This window comes from Streptomyces sp. NPDC020807 (assembly GCF_040641575.1).
Lineage (GTDB): Bacteria > Actinomycetota > Actinomycetes > Streptomycetales > Streptomycetaceae > Streptomyces.
The window spans coordinates 121,747-137,754 of record NZ_JBFADU010000009.1; the positions used below are offsets into that span (position 1 = coordinate 121,747).

Genomic DNA, 16,008 nt, shown 5'->3' on the forward strand with positions numbered 1-16,008 from the left:
GTCAGCTCGGCAGGTCGAAGTCCGCCGCCTGGAGGTACTCCGGCTTCGGGTCGAGCGCGGCGGCGAGCCGGAAGTGGCGGGTGGCCTGGGCGGTCTGACCGGAGCGCTGGTAGGTGCGGGCGAGCGCGAAGTGCGCGAACGCGTTGTCCGGCTCGCGCTCCAGGACCAGCTCGAACTCCAGCTGGGCCGGGCGCAGCTGGGCCGCGGCGAAGAACGCCCTGGCACGCAGCAGTCTGGCCGCCGTGTTCTCGGGATGGGCGGCGATCACCGAGTCGAGCAGTTTGACGGCGCCCCGCGGGTCCCGCGCGGCCAGCAGCTGCTCGGCGGCGCGGAAGTCGATGACGTGCGTTTCCGGGTTGCTGTCGGCCACGGTGGCATCCTTCCCTCGATCGCGTGGAGAAACACCGAAGCCCGTGGCCGCATTCCGCCGGTGGCCGGATAGGGGCTCAGACCGCGGTCCCCGCCCGGCGCTCCAGCTCCTCCCACACCTTCCGCACCTGCGGTTCCAGGGCCTCCAGTGGGCCGTCGTTGTCGATCAGGAGGTCCGCGATCTCCCGCCGCTGCGCGCGCGTGGCCTGCGCGGCCATCCGGTTCCGGGCCTCGGACTCCGCCATGCCCCGGAACCGTACGAGCCGGTCGAGCTGGGTCTCGGGGGACGCGTCGACCACCACGACCAGGTCGTACAGCGGCGCGAGGCCGTTCTCGGTGAGCAGGGGTACGTCGTGGACGACGACGTCCCCGGCGCCCGCCCGGCTCTCCAGCTCGGCCGACCGGGCCCCGACGAGGGGGTGCACGATCGCGTTGAGCGTCGCCAGCCGCTCGGCGTCGGCGAACACGACGGAGCCGAGCTTCGGCCGGTCGAGCGTCCCGTCCGGGGTCAGGACGTCCTCCCCGAAGGCCTCGACCACGGCCGCGAGGCCCGGCGTCCCGGGCTCCACGACCTCCCGGGCGATCCGGTCCGCGTCGATCAGCACGGCTCCGTACGAGACGAGCAGCCGCGACACTTCGCTCTTGCCGGCGCCGATCCCGCCGGTCAGGCCCACCTTCAGCATGAGCGGCAGCTTAGGGCCTGCCCCGGCGGGGCTACGCGTCGCCCTCCCGCTCCGCGAGGAAGCGCTCGAACTCTCGGCCCAGCTCGTCGGCCGACGGCAGGTCGACCGGCTCCGCGACGAGGCTGCCGCGGGTCTCCGCGCCGGCCACGGCGTCGTACTGGTGCTCAAGGCCCTGCACGAGCGCGACCAGCTCCTCGTCGCCCTCGCCGATCTGGCGGTCGATCTCGGTCTGGGTGCGGCGGGCTTCCGTCCGCAGCGCGTGGGCGACTCCGGGCAGGACGAGACCGGTGGCGGCCGTGACGGCCTCCAGGACGGTCAGGGCCGCGTCCGGGTACGGCGAGCGGGCCACGTAGTGCGGGACGTGCGCGGCGACGCCGAGGGTGTCGTGCCCGGACTCGGAGAGCCGGTACTCGATCAGGGACTCGGCGCTGCCGGGAACCTGGGCCTCGTCGAACGGGCTCTTGTGCCCGGGCGTCAGGTCGGTGCGGTTGCCGTGCGGGGTGAGGCCGACGGGCCGGGTGTGCGGGACGCCCATCGGGATGCCGTGGAAGTTCACCGCGAGGCGCACGCCGAGGCGCTCGACGATCTGCCGGACGGCGGCGGCGAACCGCTCCCACTCGACGTCGGGCTCGGGGCCGGAGAGCACCAGGAAGGGCGCGCCGGTGGCGTCCTGGACGAGGCGGACCTCGATGGACGGCGTCTCGTACGCGCTCCAGCGGTCGCGCCGGAAGGTCAGCAGGGGACGGCGGGCGCGGTAGTCCACGAGCCGGTCGTGGTCGAACCGGGCCACCAGCTGGTGCGGGAGGGTGTCGAGAAGTCTGTCGACGATCTGCTCGCCCGTCTCACCCGCGTCGATGTAGCCGTCGAAGTGGTACAGCATGACCAGCCCGGCCGACTCCTGCGCCAGCGCCATGTCCACGACGGCCAGGCCCTTGGCGTCCCATTCGTACAAATCCTGGGGATCAAGCACGATTACCGCTCCTCCTCGTCTCCTCTCTGCGAACGCCGCGTGCCGCGGCACCATTCCCGCGCGGGCCGATCTTCCACGGAAGAGGGACGAGGAGGAGGGACGGAAACGACCGAGGCCCGCTCCCCCGAAGGGAACGGGCCTCGTTTCGCTAGCGGCTAGCGCTCAGCGGAGAGCCTGTTCAGCTCTGGCCGCCGGCCAGCTTCTCGCGGAGGGCGGCGAGCGCCTCGTCCGACGCCAGGGCGCCGGAGTTGTCGTCCGACTCCGAGGAGTACGAACCGCCCGAGATGCCCGCACCGGCGTTGCCGGCGACCGGGGCGGCAGCGCCCTCGGCAGCGGCGGCCTCGTCGGCCTCGCGGGACTTGATGACCTGAGCCTGGTGCTGCTCGAAGCGAGCCTGCGCCTCGGCGTACTGGGTCTCCCAGGCCTCGCGCTGGGTCTCGAAGCCCTCGAGCCAGTCGTTGGTCTCGGGGTCGAAGCCCTCAGGGTAGATGTAGTTGCCCTGGTCGTCGTAGGACGCGGCCATGCCGTACAGGGTCGGGTCGAACTCGACCGAGGCCGGGTCGGCACCGAAGGACTCGTTGGCCTGCTTCAGCGAGAGGCTGATGCGACGACGCTCGAGGTCGATGTCGATGACCTTGACGAAGATCTCGTCGTTGACCTGGACGACCTGCTCCGGGATCTCCACGTGGCGCTCGGCCAGCTCGGAGATGTGGACCAGACCCTCGATGCCCTCGTCCACGCGGACGAACGCACCGAACGGAACCAGCTTGGTGACCTTACCCGGGACGACCTGACCGATCTGGTGCGTACGGGCGAACTGCTGCCACGGGTCCTCCTGCGTCGCCTTCAGCGACAGGGAGACACGCTCGCGGTCCATGTCGACGTCGAGAACCTCGACGGTGACCTCCTGGCCGACCTCGACAACCTCGGACGGGTGGTCGATGTGCTTCCAGGACAGCTCGGAGACGTGCACGAGGCCGTCGACGCCACCCAGGTCCACGAAGGCACCGAAGTTGACGATCGAGGACACGACGCCGGAGCGGACCTGACCCTTCTGGAGGGTCGTGAGGAACGTCTGGCGGACCTCGGACTGGGTCTGCTCGAGCCAGGCACGGCGGGACAGGACCACGTTGTTGCGGTTCTTGTCCAGCTCGATGATCTTCGCCTCGAGCTCCTTGCCCACGTAGGGCTGGAGGTCGCGGACGCGGCGCATCTCGACGAGAGAGGCCGGGAGGAAGCCGCGGAGGCCGATGTCGAGGATGAGACCACCCTTGACGACCTCGATGACGGTACCGGTGACGATGCCGTCCTCTTCCTTGATCTTCTCGATGGTGCCCCAGGCGCGCTCGTACTGGGCACGCTTCTTCGAGAGGATCAGGCGGCCTTCCTTGTCCTCCTTCTGGAGAACCAGGGCCTCGATCTCGTCGCCGACCTTCACGACCTCGTTCGGGTCGACGTCGTGCTTGATCGAGAGCTCGCGGCTCGGGATGACACCTTCGGTCTTGTAACCGATGTCGAGCAGGACCTCGTCCCGGTCGACCTTCACGATGACGCCGTCGACGATGTCGCCGTCGTTGAAGTACTTGATCGTCTCGTCGATCGCGGCGAGGAAGGCTTCCTCGTTACCGATGTCGTTGACCGCAACCTGCGGGGTGGTGCTGGTGGCGGTGGTCTCGGTGCTGCTCGTCATGTGGGAAAGGGCTCCGGTTACGGACAGAAAGTCGTAGGTACTGCTACGCCGAGAGCCCGTATCGCACCAAGAAGCCGGACAGCCAATGAAGCCCCTTCCCGCGAACGGGAGGTGCCTCGTAAACCGAGGGGACATACAACAGGTACGAGCGCGGCCTGCTCCGTCTGAGGCGCGCAGGCCCGCAGCGCAACCTTTAGCATACGGGGGCAGCCGGACAGGGTCAATGCGCGAAGCGCACACCCGGGACAGAACCGCTCAAACCCGGCGCAAATTCGTGCCGTTCGAGCCGCACTCCACCTCATCGGTGAGGCCGGCCGCACGGTGGCACTGAGCGCAAACTACATCGGCGGGCGAGATGAACCAAGAGTACGAGCACGACGACCGGCACGACTCGGCCGAGGACGAGGCCGAGGCCACCCGGCGTGACGCCGGGGAGACGGAGAGCAGCCGGGCCAGCAGGGGCTGGTGGGACCGGAACGCGGACGAGTACCAGAGCGAGCACGGCGCCTTCCTCGGCGACGACCGCTTCGTGTGGGGCCCCGAGGGCCTCGACGAGGAGGAGGCGGAGCTCCTCGGCCCCGCGGACGCGCTGAAGGGCCTGTCCGTCCTGGAAATCGGCGCGGGTGCGGCGCAGTGCTCGCGGTGGCTCGCGGCGCGCGGCGCCCGGCCCGTGGCCCTCGACCTCTCTCACCGGCAGCTCCAGCACGCCCTGCGGATCGGCGGGGACGTGCCGCTGGTCGAGGCGGACGCGGGGGTGCTCCCCTTCCGGGACGGCTCCTTCGACCTGGCCTGCTCGGCGTACGGCGCGGTGCCGTTCGTCGCCGATCCGGTACGGGTCTTCCGCGAGGTGCGCCGGGTGCTGAGGCCCGGCGGGCGCTGGGTCTTCTCGGTGACGCACCCGATCCGCTGGGCGTTCCCGGACGAGCCGGGCCCCGAGGGCCTGTCGGTGGCGGCCTCGTACTTCGACCGGACTCCGTACGTGGAACAGGACGAGCGGGGTCGCGCCGTGTACGTCGAGCACCACCGGACCATCGGGGACCGGGTGCGTGACGTGGTGGCCGGGGGCTTCCGGCTCGTGGACCTGGTCGAGCCGGAGTGGCCGGCCTGGAACAGCCAGGAGTGGGGCGGCTGGTCCCCGCTGCGGGGGAACCTGATCCCGGGCACGGCGATCTTCGTGTGCGAGCGCGACGGTTAGCCACACAAGACCGTCAGCCGCACAAGACGGTCCGTCGCACAAGACCGCGAGTCGCGTAAGTCGTACAAGTGGGTCGGGGCTGTGGACAACGGTCTTCGCCCCTTTCCCTCCCGTACGAGACTGAGTGCGTGATCCGATACGACGCACTCGACCTGCTCCCCGTCCGCCATGCCGTCCCCGAGCTGCTGACCGCGCTCGCGGAGCGCGGCACGGCGGTGCTGCACGCGCCGCCCGGCACCGGCAAGACGACGCTGGTGCCGCTGGCTCTCGCGGGGCTCGTGGGGGACGGGCCGGAGCGCCGGGTGCTGGTGGCCGAGCCGCGCCGGATGGCGGTGCGGGCGGCGGCCCGGCGCATGGCCTGGCTGCTGGGCGAGGAGGTCGGCGGGGCCGTCGGCTTCTCCGTGCGCGGGGAACGGCGGACCGGTCCAGCGACCCGCGTCGAGGTGGTGACGACCGGCATCCTCCTCCAGCGGCTCCAGCGGGACCAGGAGCTGGCGGGCGTGGACGTCGTCCTGCTCGACGAGTGCCATGAGCGGCATCTCGACGCCGACACCGCCCTCGCGTTCCTGGTGGACGTCCGGGCGGCCCTGCGGCCGGAGCTGGGGCTGATCGCGGCCTCGGCGACGAGCGACGCGGAGGCGTGGGCGCGGCTGCTCACGGCCGGGGAGGGCACCGGGCCGGCACCGGTCGTGCGGAGCGAGGGCGAGGGGCACGGGTACGCGACGGTGTTCGCGCCGCCGCCCGCCGGGGTCAGGCCGGCGCACGGGACCTGGGTGGATCCGGCGCTGCTGCGCCACGTGGCGGCGACGGTCCGGCTGGCGGCCGAGCGGCACGAGGGCGACGTCCTCTGCTTCCTTCCCGGCACGGGCGAGATCGCGCGGGTGGCGGGGCTGCTCGCCGGCATGGACGCGGAGGTGCTGCAGCTGCACGGCAGGGCGCCCGCGGCGGTGCAGGACACCGTGCTGCGGGGTGCCGGACCGGGCGGGCGGCGCCGGGTGATCCTCTCGACCTCCGTGGCCGAGTCGAGCCTGACGGTCCCGGGGGTCCGGATCGTCGTGGACTCGGGGCTGGCCCGGGAGCCGCGGATGGACCACGCGCGGGGGCTCGGTTCGCTGGCGACGGTGCCGGTGTCGGCCGCGGCGGTCGCGCAGCGGGCGGGGCGCTCGATGCGCGAGGCGTTCGGGACGGTCTACCGGTGCTGGGCGGAGGCCGAGGACGGGTCGCGGGCGAGGTTCCCCGCTCCCGAGATCCGGATCGCCGACCTCGCGGACTTCGCACTGCGGGTCGCCTGCTGGGGCGATCCGACGGCGGAGGGACTCGCGCTGCTCGACGCCCCGCCGGCCGGGGCGATGGCGGCGGCCCGCTCCGTACTCGCGGCGGTCGGCGCCGTGGACGTGGACGGCCGCGCCACCGAGCGCGGTGGGCGGCTGGCCCGGCTCGGGCTCCATCCCCGGCTGGGGCGGGCGCTGCTCGACGGTGCCGCCGAGGTCGGCGTGCGACGGGCGGCCGAGGTGGTCGCGCTGCTCAGCGAGGAGCCGCCGCGGGAGTACGGGGACGATCTGGCGGCGGCCTGGCGGTCGGCCCGCCGGGGCGCCGACGGCTACGGGACGCGCTGGAAGGCTGAGGTCCGGCGTCTGGAGCGCTCGGCCGGCGAGGCGGCCGGACCCGCGGCGGCGCGGACGGAGCCGCCGGCGGGCGGCGAGGACGCCGTGGCGGGTCTGGTGACCGCACTGGCCTTTCCCGAACGGGTGGCCAGGGCACGGGAGCAGGGCGGCTACCTGATGGTGTCGGGAAGCGGTGCCCGGCTGGCCGACGGGTCGGGTGTGCGTTCCGCGCCGTGGCTGGCCGTCGCGGTGGCCGACCGGACGGCCCGGGACGCCACGGCCCGGGTGCGGCTGGCGGCCGTGGTGGACGAGGCGACGGCGTGCCGGGCGGCGGGGCGTCTGCGGTCGACCGGCGAGGAGGTCCGCTGGGAGGACGGGGACGTGGTCGCGCGCTCGGTGGACCGGCTGGGGGCCGTCGAGCTGACGGTACGGCCGCTGGGCTCGGGCGCCGAGCCCGCGCTCGTGCGGGAGGCCCTCCTCGACGGGCTGCGGCGCGAGGGGCTCGGGCTGCTGCGGTGGACGCGGGAGGCCTCGGAGCTGCGCGAGCGGCTCGCCTTCCTCCACTCCCGGCTGGGGGAGCCCTGGCCGGACGTGGCGGACGCGGCGCTGCTGGAGCGGGCCGAGGAGTGGCTCGAACCGGAGCTGTCGCGGGCGGCGCGGCGGGCCGATCTGGGGCGGATCGACGCCGGTGAGGCGCTGCGGCGGCTGCTGCCCTGGGCGTCGGGCGAGGCGGGTCGGCTCGACGAGCTCGCGCCGGAGCGGATCGAGGTGCCGAGCGGGTCGCGGATCAGGGTGGGGTACGGCGAGGGGCGGCCGGTCCTCGCGGTGAAGCTCCAGGAGATGTTCGGCCTGGCCGAGACGCCCCGGGTGGCGGGGGTCCCGGTCCTGGTCCATCTCCTCTCCCCCGCCGGGCGGCCGGCGGCCGTCACCGCCGACCTGGCCTCGTTCTGGCGGGAAGGCTACCGCGCAGTGCGGGCGGATCTGCGCGGGCGGTATCCGAAGCACCCGTGGCCGGAGGACCCCTCGGTGGCGGAGCCGACCCGGCACACGAGCGCGCGGCTCAGACGGGAGCGGTGACGGGTTCCCGCGGGTCCGGTGCCGCCTCCGGGTCGTCCGGGTCCCCGGGGCGGCGGGAGCGGGCCTCGAGCCAGCAGGCGAGGGCGAGGAGGGCGAGGGCGAGGAGGGTGAGGGTCCAGGGCGCGTAGGAGATGAGCATCATGACCGTCAGACGGTTGGACTTGACCATCGTGACGATGCTGTCGACGTAGTCGGCCCGCATCTTCACGTGGCCTTCGAAGACGGTGAGGGAGTCGGGGCCGCCCGTCAGCGCCTTGGCGTTGCGGAGCTCCTCCTTGTGGATCTCCTCGCCGTTGACGGGGGCGCCGGTGACGGGCTCGACCCAGAACGAGCGCTTGGTCGTGTACCAGCGAGTGAGGCCCATGCCGGCGATGACGTCCGGGGTGATGCCCTCGATCGGCATGGCCTTGGGCATGGGGACCTTGGTCCACGGGACGGTCTGCTCGAAGTAGTAGACCTCCAGCCCGCGGAAGTTCCGCGTGCCCTTGTAGTGGATGGGGGCGGAGGTGCGGGTCTGGGCGTCGAAGTACTGGTAGTCGCGCTTCTCGGTGAGGAAGGGCCACTTGAACTCGATGCCCTCGCGGCGGACCGGGTCGCCGTCGACCGACTCGCCGGTGGCGTGGACGGGGTCCTGGGTGTGGGCGTCGAAGATGTACCGCTCGGGGATCTTGGAGACCATCTTGCCGTCGGGGCCGGTGACGTAGGCGAGGGCGTCCCAGACCACGACGTCCCGTCCGGCGTCGCGTTCGATCCGCTTCGAGGCCTCGACGTCGCCCTTGAGGGTCTGGATGATCGTGATCTTCTCGACCTTCTCGGACTTGAGGGTGCCGTAGTTGAGGAGGGTCGCGGGCCGGGCCTCCAGGACGGTCTCCTGGTACTGGTTCGGCGGGATCTTCGCGAGGCGGGGGAAGGCGTACCACCGCAGGGTGGGTGCCATCGCCGCGCAGAAGACGGCGAGGGCGAGGAGGACCAGGCTGGCTCGGCGGCGCACGGTCGCCCCCTTACTTCTTGGGGCCGGGGTCGGCGGTCAGCAGGGGCTTGGGCGAGGTGGGGCCGTCGGGTGGCAGATCGACCACGGAGACGAGGAGGACGAAGAGGAGGACTGGGGCGAGTCCGATGGCGACGGCGACGAGGGCGCGCATGGTCGGCCTCCCGGTGCTCGATCTGATAGGGCGTCAGGGCTGGGGCACCGTAGCAACGCGGCCGCGAGATGAGAACACGTTTCACCCGGGTAACGCCGAACGCCGCCTCCCGCCCGATGCGGGCGGAAGGCGGCGCGGGTTGGACCCCGGATCGGGCCCCTGGGTCGGGCCCCGGGTCAGTTCGAGGGAGAGGGCGAGGACGAAGGGGAGGAGGACGGCGAGGGATCGGCCGAGTCCGTCTCGGAGGGCGCCGGCGCCGGGGTCGAGGGCTCGGTCGTGGGCGCGGCCTCGACCGTGAGCTCGACGTGGAGGACGCCGCCGCCGGGCGCGGTCAGCCGGAGGTAGTACGTGCCCGCCGTACCCCCGGCGAGGAGCTCGCCGGAGCCCAGGGTGATCTGGCCGTCGGCGCCGGTCGTGAAGGACCTGGTCCGCACGGGCGTCCCCGCGGTGCTCTTGAAGGACGGGCCCTCGGTGCTCTGCTGGGGATCCGTCGTCGAGTTCACGATGACACCGGTGACGGTGACGCCGGCGGCGAGGGCGCCCCCGTCGGTGGCCTTCACGGTCACGGACTGGGTGAAGCCGGTGCCGGTGGTGGCGACGAGCGCCCCGGAGCCGACGCGGGCGAGGGTGTCGGCCTCGCGGGCGGTGACCGTGCCGGTGAACACGGCGGCGTCCAGGGTGCGGCCCACGACGGTGGCCCGGACCGTGAACGAGCCGGTCTGCTCGCCCGCCTTGAGGGCGGGCGCGGCGGCGATGCCGGCCGAGCCGGTGGTGACGGTCGCCGTGGTCGCGCCGCCCGTGAAGCGGGTGTCCGTGGTGCCGACGATCTCGAAGCGGACGCTCACGCCGGTGACCGCCGTGCCCGAGGAGTCGAGCGCCGCGACGGCGGGCGACTTGGCGAAGGCGTTCCCGGTGGCGGCCGTCAGCGGTCCGGTGGCCACGACCGAGAGACGGGCGACCTTGTCGGCCGCCGGGACCGTCGGGGTCGGCGTCGGGGTCGGCGTGGGAGTCGGCGTCGGGGTCGGGGTCGGGGTCGGGGTCGGGGTCGGCTTCGGGGGCTTGCTGGGGGACGTGGTCGGCGGAGCCGTCGGCTTCGTCGGCGTCGGCGTCGGCGTGACCTTCGGCGGCTGGGTCGTCCCGGACGGCCGCGGCTTCGGTGTGCCCGGGTTCGGCTCGGGCTTCGTCGGTGCGGGCGTCTTCCCCACCGGGGTCGTCGGGGCGGGGTTCGCCGGGGTGGGCGAGAACGGCGGGAAGTCCGCCGGGCGCTGACGCCGGTCGCTGCGGTCGACCGGCAGGATCCCGGTGCCGTCCGGGATCTGGTGGGTGCCGCGCTGGTAGTACTCGAACCAGGAGAGGACCGTGTTCAGGTACTCCGTCGAGCGGTTGTAGCTGAGGATCGCGCGGTCGAGATCGGCCTTGAGGGCGAGGTTCCGCTCGTTGTGGCAGAGGTAGAGACCGGCGGCCTGCGCCGCGTCGTAGATGTTGTTCGGGTCCTTCTTGCCGTCGCCGTTGGCGTCCTGACCCCAGGTCGCCCAGGTCGACGGGATGAACTGCATCGGGCCGACGGCGCGGTCGAGGACGGCGTCGCCGTCGTAGGCGCCCTGGTCGGTGTCCTTGATGAGGGCGAAGCCCTTGCCGTTCAGCGCGGGGCCGAGGATCGGCGTGAAGGTGGTGCCGTTGGCGTCGACCCGGCCGCCGCGCGCCTGGCCGGACTCGACCTTGCCGATGCCGGCGAGCAGCTGCCACGGAAGGTTGCAGCCGGGGTCGGTCGAGCGTATGGAGAGCTCGGCACGCTGGTAGGCGGCGAAGACGGACGCGGGTATGCCGGCCTCGGCCGGGCCGGTGATCACCGGCAGCTGGGTGGGCGCACCCGGCTTGTTGGGGCTGATCAGCGGCGGCAGGTCCGTGTAGTACGAGGAGTCGCCCGAGGCGGACGCGTCGCCCTGCGGCGTCGCGGTGCCCCCGGCGCCGACGGTCCGGTCGCCGCCGGTGTTCTCGGCGGTCGGCTGAACCGTTTCCGGGGCCTGCGAGGCGGCGAGCGCGGCGACCGCCGCGGCCACGACCGCACCGCTGGTGGCTCCTCTGCGCAGTCGACGGCCGAATTGCGCTGCCATACCTGTGGTCCCCTCCCCATCGATTCCGGCCCACGCTCCCCGCGTGTGACCTTCGGCGACTTTATGCCAATCACGGTCCGGCAGGCACTGGCGTCTGACCGTGTTTCACGCTTTCGTCACCACTCGCTTCCCTGGTCGCGGGGTTTTCGCGCCCGGGGCGGGGAACCGGACGGCAGGTCGCGCCTCTCTTGCACTGCGGCCGCACCCCCGTACCGGCCGACACCGCACCAGAACGAGGAGTGCCTCTCGTGCCGTTCACGCTCAGCCACGCCGCCGCCGTCCTGCCCGGGCTGCGCCGTGACGGGACCGCGCGCGGTCCGCTCGTCGCCTGCGCGCTCGTCGCCGGTTCCTTCGCGCCCGACATGACCTACTTCGCGGCCACGGCGGTGCCCGGGGCGATGGTCCTCGGCGACGTCACCCACTCCCCCGTCGGCATCGTCACGGTCGACGTGCTGATCACCGCGGCGCTCGTGGGCCTGTGGCTGGTCGTCCGGGAGCCGCTCGCCGCGCTGCTGCCCTCCCGGTGGCGCGGGCCGGTGTACGGGTTCGCGCGGGGCCGTCCCTGGCGGGACCGGCAGGCGGCGGCGCTCGTCGGCTGGTTCTTCCTCTCCGCGGTCGTCGGTTCGACGACCCACGTCGTGTGGGACTCCTTCACCCACCTCGACCGCTGGGGCACCCGGCTGCTCCCCTTCCTCGGCGAGATGATGGCCGGGTTCCCCGTCTACCTGTACGCGCAGTACGGGAGCTCCGCGCTCGCCCTGACCCTCCTCTGCTGGTTCACGCTGCGCGCGCTGCGCTCGGCCGGGCCGGGCGTCGAGCTGCCCTCGGACGTGCCCGTACCGGCGCGGCGCGGGCGGCTGCTGGCGGTCGGGCTGATCGGCGGGTGCGTCCTCGCCGGTGCCGCCCACCGGGTGCTGCGCTGGGCCGCGTACTGGGGATGGGACCGGATCGAGACGCCCCTCGACGTCATTCCGACGGCCTGCTTCGGGGCCGGCGCGGGGCTCGCCGTCGGGCTCGTGCTGTACGGGACGGGGGCACGGCTCCTGGGAGGGCGGCGGCCCGCTCCGGCGGCGGAGGGTCCTGCGGGCGAGGTCCCGGAGCACTCGACGGAACGCTCCCGTCCGGGGTCCCGCTGATCCCGTCCTCCGGGGTGAAGCCGCGGGCCGCCGTGCCGCCGGAGAGGGCGCGGTGCACGACGACGGCGACGCCCTCCAGGGTGCGGACCCCGTACTTCATGGTCGGGACGTCGTGGCTCAGGAGGGCGAGCCGGTAGTCGACCGTCGCGCCCGCGGCGGCGGTCGCCGTGGCGGTGTTCCGCACGATGCCGACGCTGTGGACGCGCCACTCGTGGGTGGCGCGGGGCAGCCAGCCGTTCTTGAGGTGCACCTTGACCGTACGGGGGGCGCCGGCCGTGACGCCCCAGGCCTGGCTGCTGACGACCTGGCCCATCAGGGCCAGTGCGGCGGGACGGCGTTCGACGGCGGCGAGCAGCGCGAGCTGGTCGCGGGCGGTGGTGCGGGTGAGGCCCCAGTAGCGGTCGTGGCCGAGGACGGTGTCCGCGGCGCCGGCCTCGCGGAGCACCCGGTTCAGGCGGGCGCGGGAGAGGCCGAGCCAGAGGTCGGTGGCGGCGGTGTTGTCGGAGCGGGTGATCATCGCCTTCATCCGCTGGGCCTCCAGGCGGGTCGGCTCCCGGCCGAGCTCCTCGGCGCGGCCGAGGACCGCCTCCATGATCAGGACCTTCGCGATGCTGGCGGAGTCGTACAGGCGGATGTCGCCGAGGCGGCAGCGCAGGCCGCGCCTGGGGTCGTGGACGGAGACGGAGACGGTGCCGGTGCGGCCCTTGAGGGCGGCGGTGATGTCCTGGGAGAGGCGGGCGGCGAGGGTGGGATAGCGGGTGGAGGTGCAGAGGGGCGCGGCCCTCTGCGACCCCTCCGGCCCGTGCGGCCCGTGCGGCCCGTGTGCCTCGGCGGGGCCGGTGGTGGCGGATGCGCTGAGGAGCGCGCCGAGGAGGATCCAGGCGCGCAGGTGGGAGCGGCGGCTCGTGATCATGCTCCCCAGTCTCGGGAGCGGGGGGCGCGGGGCGCGCCTGCTACTGGTCCACCTGGCGCACAGCGCTGCGAAGCGGTACGGGGAAGGGGCACCGGCCCACGGGGTGCGGGTCCAGGCGCGGAAGCCTGGGCCCGGCAGGGGGCGCCGTCCCGTGTGCCCACCCGCCCCCAAGCTCTTCGAGCAGGGGGCCCCGGCCCCGGCGGGACGCATGCCCACACGGAGGTGGGCGGCGGACCCGTCAGGGCGGGGGCCGGCACCCGCAGGCGGGGGTGCGGGCCCCCGCCTGGGAGCGGGCGGGTCAGTGGGCGGCCGAGTCCCAGTCGGTGCCCACGCCCACCGAGACGTCCAGGGGGGCGCGGAGGTCGGCCGCCGCGGACATCTGGGTGCGGACCAGGGACTCGACGCGGTCGCGCTCGCCGGGGGCCAGTTCCAGCACGATTTCGTCGTGGACCTGGAGGAGCATCCGGGAGGCGAGGCCCGCCTCGGTGAGCGCGCGGTCGACGTTCAGCATGGCGACCTTGACGATGTCGGCGGCCGTGCCCTGGATCGGCGCGTTGAGCGCCATCCGCTCGGCGGCCTCGCGGCGCTGCCGGTTGTCGCTGTTGAGGTCGGGCAGGTAGCGGCGACGGCCGAGCATCGTCTCCGTGTATCCCGTGGCGCGGGCCTCGTCGACGACCCGGCGCAGGTAGTCCCGGACGCCGCCGAACCGCTCGAAGTAGGTGTCCATCAGGCCGCGGGCCTCGCCCGGGTCGATGTTCAGCTGCTGCGCGAGGCCGAAGGCGGAGAGGCCGTAGGCCAGGCCGTACGACATGGCCTTGATCTTGCGGCGCATCTCGGCGTCGACGGCGGACCGCTCGACGCCGAAGACCTGCGAGGCGACCGTGGTGTGGAGGTCCTCGCCGGAGGCGAAGGCCTCGATGAGGCCCTCGTCCTCGGAGAGGTGGGCCATGACCCGCAGCTCGATCTGGCTGTAGTCGGCGGTCATGAGGGCCTCGAAGCCCTCGCCGACGACGAAGCCGTGCCGGATGGCCCGGCCCTCGTCCGTCCGCACCGGCACGTTCTGCAGGTTGGGCTCGGTGGAGGAGAGGCGGCCGGTCGCGGCGACCGTCTGGCTGAAGGTGGTGTGGATGCGGCCGTCGGCCGCGATCGTCTTGATCAGGCCCTCGACGGTGGAGCGCAGGCGCGCCTGCTCCCGGTGGCGGAGCATGATCACGGGGAGCTCGTGCTCGGTCTGGCCGGCCAGCCAGGCGAGCGCGTCCGCGTCCGTCGTGTACCCGGTCTTGGTCTTCTTCGTCTTCGGGAGGTTGAGCTCGCCGAAGAAGACCTCCTGGAGCTGCTTGGGCGAGCCGAGGTTGAACTCGTGGCCGACGGAGGCGTGCGCCTCCTTCACGGCCTGCTGCACGGCCCCCGCGAACTGCTGCTCCATGGCCTCCAGGTGGTCGCGGTCGGCGGCGATGCCGTGCCGCTCCAGGCGGGCGAGGAGGACGGAGGTGGGGAGTTCGACGTCGTGGAGGAGGTCGCGGGCGCCGACCTCGCCGAGCCGCTCGTCGAAGGCGGTGCCGAGGTCGAGGACGGCCCGCGCCTGGGTCATGAGGGCCTCGGCCTCGGCCGTGTCGTCGGCGCCGAAGGCGAGCTGCCCGTCCGCGGCGGCCGCGGGGGCGAGCTCGCGGCCCAGGTACTCGACGGAGAGCGCGTCGAGCGCGAAGGAGCGGCGGCCGGGCTTCACCAGGTACGCGGCGAGGGCGGTGTCCATGGTGACGCCCGCGACGGTCCAGCCGTGCTCGGGGAAGACCCGCATGGCGCCCTTGGCGTTGTGCATGACCTTGGGGCGGTCCGGGTCGGCGATCCACGCGGCCCACGCCTGCTCGTCGGCGGCGTCGAGCGTGCTCGGGTCGAACCAGGCGGCGGCTCCGCCGGCGGCGGCGAGGGCCACCTCGCTGACGTTGCCCGTGCCGAGGCCCCAGCTGTCGACGGTGGCGACGCCGAGGGGCTCGGTGCCGTGCTCGGCGAGCCAGGGGGCGAGCTCGCCGGCGCCCAGGACGCTGCCGTCGAGCTCGACGCCCGCGGCGGGCGCCGGGGCGGCGTCCTCGGCGGAGCCCGGGTCGACGGCGAGGAGACGCTCGCGCAGGGAGGGGTTGCGGATCTCCAGGGTGTCCAGGACGAGCGCGACGGCCCCGCGGTCGTACGGCTCGCGGGCGAGGTCCGCCACCGTCTTCGGCAGCTCGACGTCCCGGACCATCTCGGTCAGGCGGCGGTTGAGCTTGACCGACTCCAGGTGGTCGCGGAAGTTCTGCCCGGCCTTGCCCTTGACCTCGTCGGCGCGCTCGACCAGCTCGGCGAAGGAGCCGAACTGGGTGATCCACTTGGCGGCGGTCTTCTCGCCGACTCCGGGGATGCCAGGGAGGTTGTCGGACGGGTCGCCGCGCAGGGCCGCGAAGTCGGGGTACTGGGAGGGGCTCAGGCCGTACTTCTCCTGGACCTTCTCCGGCGTGAAGCGGGTCAGCTCGGAGACGCCCTTGGTCGGGTAGAGCACGGTGGTGCGGTCGGTGACCAGCTGGAAGGAGTCGCGGTCGCCCGTGACGATCAGGACCTCGAAGCCCTCGGCCTCGGCCTGGGTCGCGAGGGTCGCGATGACGTCGTCGGCCTCGAAGCCGTCGACCGCGAACCGCGGCGCGTGCATCGCGTCGAGGAGCTCGCCGATCAGCTCGACCTGCCCCTTGAACTCGTCGGGGGTCTTCGAACGGTTCGCCTTGTACTCGGGGAACTCGTCGGACCGCCAGGTCTTGCGGGACACGTCGAACGCGACCGCGAAGTGCGTGGGGGCCTCGTCGCGGAGCGTGTTCGCCAGCATCGAGGCGAAACCGTAGATCGCGTTCGTCGGCTGCCCGGTCGCGGTGGTGAAGTTCTCCGCGGGCAGCGCGAAGAACGCCCGGTACGCGAGGGAGTGCCCGTCCATGAGGAGCAGGCGGGGGCGGGTGTCTGCGGGGTTCTTCGATGCTGTCTCGGCCACACGACGATCCTGCCACGTACCACTGACAATCCCGTCCACACCGGCCGGGCTGCCGCGTTGTCGGTGCCGCGTGACAGGATCGGAGACGTACGCCACAGGTCTACC

Annotated in this window: 11 protein-coding genes and 1 pseudogene; 3 read left to right on the forward strand and 9 right to left on the reverse strand. The window is 73.1% G+C overall.

Annotation, left to right across the window (positions count from 1 at the left end; genetic code table 11):
* Position 1: 1 nt before the first annotated feature.
* The 4 genes from AB0G79_RS16725 to rpsA form a co-directional block, all read right to left on the reverse strand.
* Positions 2 to 370, reverse strand: coding sequence for a tetratricopeptide repeat protein (locus tag AB0G79_RS16725; protein ID WP_360806919.1), 369 nt, complete (start codon positions 368 to 370; stop codon positions 2 to 4).
* Positions 371 to 446: 76 nt separating this feature from the next.
* The gene (coaE, locus tag AB0G79_RS16730; protein WP_360806921.1) at positions 447 to 1,052 is read right to left on the reverse strand and encodes a dephospho-CoA kinase; all 606 of its coding nucleotides are present in this window, start codon (positions 1,050 to 1,052) and stop codon (positions 447 to 449) included.
* Between the two features lie 31 nt (positions 1,053 to 1,083).
* Positions 1,084 to 2,022 carry a PAC2 family protein gene (locus AB0G79_RS16735; RefSeq protein ID WP_360806923.1) on the reverse strand — a complete coding sequence of 313 codons (939 nt, stop codon included), beginning with the start codon at positions 2,020 to 2,022 and terminating at the stop codon, positions 1,084 to 1,086.
* Between the two features lie 178 nt (positions 2,023 to 2,200).
* Positions 2,201 to 3,712, reverse strand: a complete 1,512-nt coding sequence (rpsA, locus tag AB0G79_RS16740) for a 30S ribosomal protein S1 (protein WP_150160045.1) — start codon at positions 3,710 to 3,712, stop codon at positions 2,201 to 2,203.
* A 355-nt stretch (positions 3,713 to 4,067) separates the two neighbouring features.
* Here rpsA and AB0G79_RS16745 point away from each other — a divergent pair, with 355 nt between their 5' ends.
* Together AB0G79_RS16745 and hrpB are read left to right on the forward strand one after the other, a co-directional pair.
* Entirely contained in the window at positions 4,068 to 4,907 is an 840-nt protein-coding gene (locus AB0G79_RS16745; RefSeq protein ID WP_360806925.1) for a methyltransferase domain-containing protein, read from the forward strand.
* A 128-nt stretch (positions 4,908 to 5,035) separates the two neighbouring features.
* A complete protein-coding gene (gene hrpB / locus AB0G79_RS16750) occupies positions 5,036 to 7,588 on the forward strand; it encodes an ATP-dependent helicase HrpB (protein WP_360806927.1) in 2,553 nt (850 codons plus the stop codon).
* Here the strand turns inward: hrpB and AB0G79_RS16755 are convergent.
* From AB0G79_RS16755 to AB0G79_RS16765, 3 genes are all read right to left on the reverse strand, one after another.
* Positions 7,572 to 8,579 carry a DUF3068 domain-containing protein gene (locus tag AB0G79_RS16755; protein WP_360806929.1) on the reverse strand — a complete coding sequence of 336 codons (1,008 nt, stop codon included), beginning with the start codon at positions 8,577 to 8,579 and terminating at the stop codon, positions 7,572 to 7,574. The genes hrpB and AB0G79_RS16755 overlap by 17 nt on opposite strands.
* Before the next feature lie 10 nt (positions 8,580 to 8,589).
* Entirely contained in the window at positions 8,590 to 8,730 is a 141-nt protein-coding gene (locus AB0G79_RS16760; protein ID WP_360806931.1) for an SPW_0924 family protein, read from the reverse strand.
* A 176-nt stretch (positions 8,731 to 8,906) separates the two neighbouring features.
* Entirely contained in the window at positions 8,907 to 10,844 is a 1,938-nt protein-coding gene (locus tag AB0G79_RS16765) for a lytic transglycosylase domain-containing protein (protein WP_360806933.1), read from the reverse strand.
* A 248-nt stretch (positions 10,845 to 11,092) separates the two neighbouring features.
* On the opposite strand from AB0G79_RS16765, the gene AB0G79_RS16770 reads away from it, so the two are divergent.
* Positions 11,093 to 11,980 (forward strand): DUF4184 family protein, encoded by an 888-nt coding sequence (locus AB0G79_RS16770; protein ID WP_360806934.1) that lies wholly within the window; start codon positions 11,093 to 11,095, stop codon positions 11,978 to 11,980.
* 184 nt (positions 11,981 to 12,164) lie between these two features.
* Here AB0G79_RS16770 and AB0G79_RS16775 read toward each other — a convergent pair.
* Together AB0G79_RS16775 and polA are read right to left on the reverse strand one after the other, a co-directional pair.
* Positions 12,165 to 13,103: pseudogene (locus tag AB0G79_RS16775) on the reverse strand (serine hydrolase); the annotation flags it as partial.
* Positions 13,104 to 13,191: 88 nt separating this feature from the next.
* Positions 13,192 to 15,903, reverse strand: coding sequence for a DNA polymerase I (gene polA / locus AB0G79_RS16780; protein ID WP_360806936.1), 2,712 nt, complete (start codon positions 15,901 to 15,903; stop codon positions 13,192 to 13,194).
* Between the last annotated feature and the right edge of the window lie 105 nt (positions 15,904 to 16,008).

Excerpts from the sequence above, each read along its gene's own strand:
- coaE (WP_360806921.1), bottom strand. The coding sequence starts at position 1,052 with ATGCTGAAGGTGGGCCTGACCGGCGGGATCGGCGCCGGCAAGAGCGAA.
- rpsA (WP_150160045.1), bottom strand. The coding sequence starts at position 3,712 with ATGACGAGCAGCACCGAGACCACCGCCACCAGCACCACCCCGCAGGTT.
- AB0G79_RS16745 (WP_360806925.1), top strand. The coding sequence starts at position 4,068 with ATGAACCAAGAGTACGAGCACGACGACCGGCACGACTCGGCCGAGGAC.
- AB0G79_RS16760 (WP_360806931.1), bottom strand. The coding sequence starts at position 8,730 with ATGCGCGCCCTCGTCGCCGTCGCCATCGGACTCGCCCCAGTCCTCCTC.
- AB0G79_RS16765 (WP_360806933.1), bottom strand. The coding sequence starts at position 10,844 with ATGGCAGCGCAATTCGGCCGTCGACTGCGCAGAGGAGCCACCAGCGGT.